Origin of the sequence: Mycobacterium sp. (assembly GCF_035499775.1) — a bacterium.
Taxonomy (GTDB): Bacteria; Actinomycetota; Actinomycetes; order Mycobacteriales; family Mycobacteriaceae; genus Mycobacterium.
The window spans coordinates 1-3,992 of sequence record NZ_DATJYB010000374.1; the positions used below are offsets into that span (position 1 = coordinate 1).

Annotated in this window: 3 protein-coding genes and 2 pseudogenes; 2 read left to right on the plus strand and 3 right to left on the minus strand. The window is 64.5% G+C overall.

Annotated features, from left to right (window positions below; translation table 11 throughout):
- Window positions 1-142 (plus strand): annotated as a pseudogene (locus VML93_RS23145) (IS3 family transposase); the annotation flags it as partial.
- Between the two features lie 92 nt (window positions 143-234).
- On the opposite strand, the gene VML93_RS23150 reads toward VML93_RS23145, so the two are convergent.
- Genes VML93_RS23150 through VML93_RS23160 form a run of 3 tightly spaced genes read right to left on the minus strand, consistent with a single transcriptional unit; the run spans window position 235 to window position 3,340 of the window.
- Window positions 235-1,224: a tyrosine-type recombinase/integrase gene (locus tag VML93_RS23150; RefSeq protein WP_325614623.1), complete on the minus strand. Its 990-nt coding sequence runs from the start codon at window positions 1,222-1,224 to the stop codon at window positions 235-237.
- Window positions 1,221-2,147, minus strand: coding sequence for a tyrosine-type recombinase/integrase (locus VML93_RS23155; protein WP_325614624.1), 927 nt, complete (start codon window positions 2,145-2,147; stop codon window positions 1,221-1,223). Before VML93_RS23155 ends, VML93_RS23150 begins: the two co-directional genes overlap by 4 nt.
- Window positions 2,144-3,340 (minus strand): tyrosine-type recombinase/integrase, encoded by a 1,197-nt coding sequence (locus VML93_RS23160; protein WP_325614625.1) that lies wholly within the window; start codon window positions 3,338-3,340, stop codon window positions 2,144-2,146. Before VML93_RS23160 ends, VML93_RS23155 begins: the two co-directional genes overlap by 4 nt.
- A gap of 174 nt (window positions 3,341-3,514) precedes the next feature.
- Here VML93_RS23160 and VML93_RS23165 point away from each other — a divergent pair.
- Window positions 3,515-3,835: pseudogene (locus VML93_RS23165) on the plus strand (integrase core domain-containing protein); the annotation flags it as partial.
- Between the last annotated feature and the right edge of the window lie 157 nt (window positions 3,836-3,992).

Consider the following 3,992-nt stretch of genomic DNA (forward strand, 5'->3'; position numbering starts at 1 on the left):
AATTGGTCGTGACCAGTTGACCATTCACGCTGATCGTGGGTCATCGATGACCTCGAAGCCGGTGGCGTTCCTGCTCGCCGATCTCGGTATCACCCAGTCGCATTCGCGGCCGCACGTCTCCAACGACAACCCGTTCAGTGACTATGCCGAGGGCGTGGTTATGCCGAGCGCAGGCCCGGGTCCCCGGGTTCGCGCTGGCCGGGGCACTGCGGTCGCGTGAACCGCTCGGGATAATCAGAGGCTTTCCAGGTAGGCGAGCAGGGTGTCCGGCGGCTGGTAACGCTTGGTGGTCACCTCCGTTTGTGTCGTGCGATCGAGTGCACGTTGTTTGACGGCGAGGTCGGCGTGCATGTAAATCTGCGTTGAGGCGATACTTTCGTGGCCGAGCCAGAGAGCGATCACCGAGATGTCCACGCCCGCCTCGCGCAAGAACATGGCCGCGGTGTGCCGCAGGGTGTGCGGGGTGACCCGTTTGCCGGTCAGCGATGGACATCGCGCCGCCGCCGCGGTCGCGTACTTCGTGATTAGCCAGCCGACGGTGTCGGTGCTCAGCGGTGTCCCGTTGCGGTTGGGGAACAATGGTGAGTCGGGTTCGCCCGGGTACGCCGCCAACCATTCGCGCAGTACGGTGACGGTGCTGGTGGTCAGCGGGGTAGCTCGTTGCTTGCGGCCTTTGCCGTGACATCGCACATGCGGGCCGGTTGATAGCGCTAGGTCACACCGTCGCAGACCGGTCAGTTCGCTGACGCGTAAACCGGTTTGGATTGCCAAGGTCAACAGGGCGTGGTCTCGCCGTCCGAGCCAGGCGGCGCGGTCGGGGACGGCCAGCAGTGCCTGAGCCTCGTCTTTGGTGAGGAAGCAGACGATGACTCGGTCGAATCGCTTCTGCGGTATAGCCAGCACCCGCGCGATCACCTCGGCGTGTTCGGGATGTTCAAGCGCGGCGAACCGGAACATCGAGTGGATCGCGGCCAGGCGGGCGTTTCGGCTGCGAATGCTGTTGTGCCGCTCGGTTTCCAGGTAGGTAAGGAACGCTGCGATGGTCGGGGCGTCGAGATCGGTGAAGTCAAGGTCGGCCGGGGTGATCTTCTTGCGGTCGGCGACGAACACCAGCAGCAGCCGGAACGCGTCTCGGTATGCGGCGACTGTGGCGGGGCTGGCGTGACGCTGGGTCGCGAGCCGGTCGGTGAAGAACTTCTGCAGTGTGGGGGCGACGGCGCTCATGAGAGTTCTCCGAGGAATCGTTCGAGCCGCCGGCCGACGATGGCAAAGAGTTCGGGTGACGCCTCGAGATACCAATAGGTGCAGGCCGGATCGCTGTGGCCAAGAACAGCCGACAGCAGCGGGATCTTGGAATCGACATCGGCGCCGTGCTCATGCCAATCGCATAGTTGACGGACGGCATAGGCATGCCTCAGATCATGAATGCGGGGGCGGGCCCGTTGTCCACGCCCGGTCAGCCCAGCCCGATCGATTAAACCGGGGAACGTTGCGTGGATCGAATCCTTGTTCATCCGGGTGCCCCAGATCGACACGAACATCGACGGCGACAACGGTTTCGGGAACCTAGACCGGTCGACCATGGCGAAATAGCGGTCCAAGGCCTGGATCGTCGATTCATGCAGAGGCACTGTCCTGTTGCCGCGTTTAGCATGTCGGACGTGCAGCAGTGGTCGTTTACGGTCGAGGTCGGCGCGGTCGAGGGCGAGTGCTTCACCCAGCCTCAGGCCGGTCACACTCAACAGCCCGATGAACGTCTCGTAGGTCGCCGCGCGTAGGGCTGGTTTCAGGGCGTGTGCGGCAGCCATCAACGCGGCGATGTCGGTGTCGGAATAGATGTAGGGCGCGACCCTGTGCTGTCGGGCCGGTAGCAGATCGTGGGGCGGAACCTCGTTTGCGGGGTCGATGGTGTGCAGGTATTCGGCGAACCCGCGCACGATGCCCAGCCGTTGACGCCACCAGGCGGGATTGGTGTTCGCGGGTAGTTTCGCCCAGGCCAGGGCCAGCTCGGTGGTCACATGGTCGGCGCTGTGGTGGTCCAGGTAGTCGAGGAAGCCGGGTAACAGCCATCCGGCGTCGACGAGTTTGAAGCCCAAGCCGCGGCGCAGGGCGAGGTATGTGGCGGCGGCAGCCCGCAGGTCGGTCATCGCGCACCGGGCCAGGGTCGCGCCAACTCGCCGGTCAGCACCGCACCGATGGTCGTGTATGACCGCGTGACCGCCAACGTCCGGTGCCGCATCAGCTGCGCGATCTCGCTCCACGGCGCACCGTGGAGCACCAGCTGGGTCGCGGTGCCGCGCCGGAACCGGTGAGCGCTGATGGCCGGCAGCCCGGCGCGACGGGAGACACGGGCCGTCACGTCACCCACCGCGATGCCGGTCAGAGCGCCTTCAGCGGCTCTGACCTTCACGAACAGCGCACGGCATCCAGGGGGAACCCGGCGGTGACCGTCACGAAGATAGGCCGCGATGGCTTCGCCGACGTCACCGGGGAGCGGGACGAGTTCGTGGCGGTTGTCCTTGCCGTGGATTGTGATTTCGCCACGGCGCCAATTGATGTCATCGACGGTCAGGTTGGCCAGCTCGCCGCGGCGCAGGCCCAGCCGCCATAACGCCGTCAGGATCGCGTAGTCGCGCAGCCCGACATCAGAACTACGGTTGCAGGCGGCCAGCATCCGCCGGAAGTCGTCCTCGCTTACCGCGGGCGCCAGAGCGGGCTGGTGTCCGGCGACCTTGGGCAACGCCGCGGCCAAGTCGGTGGGAATCGTGCCCGACACATGCAGGAACCGCAGCAACGACGCCAACGCGGTCACGGTCTTCTTCGACCAGCCGATGCTGGAACGTCCGCATACCGCCACCACGTATTCGGTGACTTCCGTCGCCGACAGCTGGGTCGGGTCGGCGTAACGGTTCAGCAAATCACGGCAGAAGCGTTTGGCGACAAGCAGATAACTGCCGATCGAGCTTTCAGCGAGTCCGCGTTCGAGGGTCAGGAAGTCTCGATATCGCCGCAGAATCTCACCCGCCTGATCGGTCTGCGGAACCTCGGGCGGTGCCACCCCGATCTCGCGGAGATAGGCCAGGAGAAGCGAGAAATTCGCTGCCGACACCAGGGTGGAGCGGCCGGCCCGTTGGCGTGCATACACCAGGTCGCGGATGCAGTCGGCGTCCACGTCGCAAACATCCAGGCGGTGGTCACCCAGCCAGCGGTTCAACGCCCTTAAGTGACGGACCTGCCACCGGACTGCATCTGGCCCGTAGCCTCGCCGTGCGAGCTCTGCCCGGAATCCGCTCTCGTGCACCGTCAGTGGACCGTCGAAACCTATCGCGCGCCGGTTCATGCCGCCTCCTCCGTCGAAGAATTCGTACAGAGAAAGCGTCAAGCCGTCAGACGATTATCCCGAGCGGTTCACGCGACCGCAGTGCCCCGGCCAGCGCGAACCCGGGGACCCGGGCCTGCGCTCGGCATAACCACGCCCTCGGCATAGTCACTGTTATCCGGAATTCCGGATAACAGTGAGTCGCAGTTCAAGACGCTGAAGTACCGGCCCGACTTCCCCGGCCGGTTCGACTCGATCGAGGCAGCCCGCGTGCACTGCCAAGCCTTCTTCCCTTGGTACAACGACGAGCATCGTCACACCGGGCTAGCGCTTCATACACCCGCCGACGTCCACTACGGCACCGCCGCCATCACCCACGAGAAGCGAGCGGGCGTGCTTGACGCCGCATATGCAGCCCACCCGGAACGCTTCGTACGCAAGCCCCCGGAGCCACCCAAGTTACGCCCCGAAACATGGATCAACCGGCCCGACGACACCGAGGAGGCTACTCACTAAATTCCGCTGAACCGTGCCTCAAACAGGTTGACAGATTCCGCACCCCTCAGAGCCGACTGGGGGCCAAGTGGTCGCAGGTTCAAATCCTGTCAGCCCGACTTAATTCATTGCAGGTCAGGACGTATTTTCTGTCAAAGCTAGCAAACGCGGTGTGATC

Excerpts from the sequence above, each read along its gene's own strand:
- VML93_RS23155 (WP_325614624.1), bottom strand. The coding sequence starts at position 2,147 with ATGACCGACCTGCGGGCTGCCGCCGCCACATACCTCGCCCTGCGCCGC.
- VML93_RS23160 (WP_325614625.1), bottom strand. The coding sequence starts at position 3,340 with ATGAACCGGCGCGCGATAGGTTTCGACGGTCCACTGACGGTGCACGAG.
- VML93_RS23150 (WP_325614623.1), bottom strand. The coding sequence starts at position 1,224 with ATGAGCGCCGTCGCCCCCACACTGCAGAAGTTCTTCACCGACCGGCTC.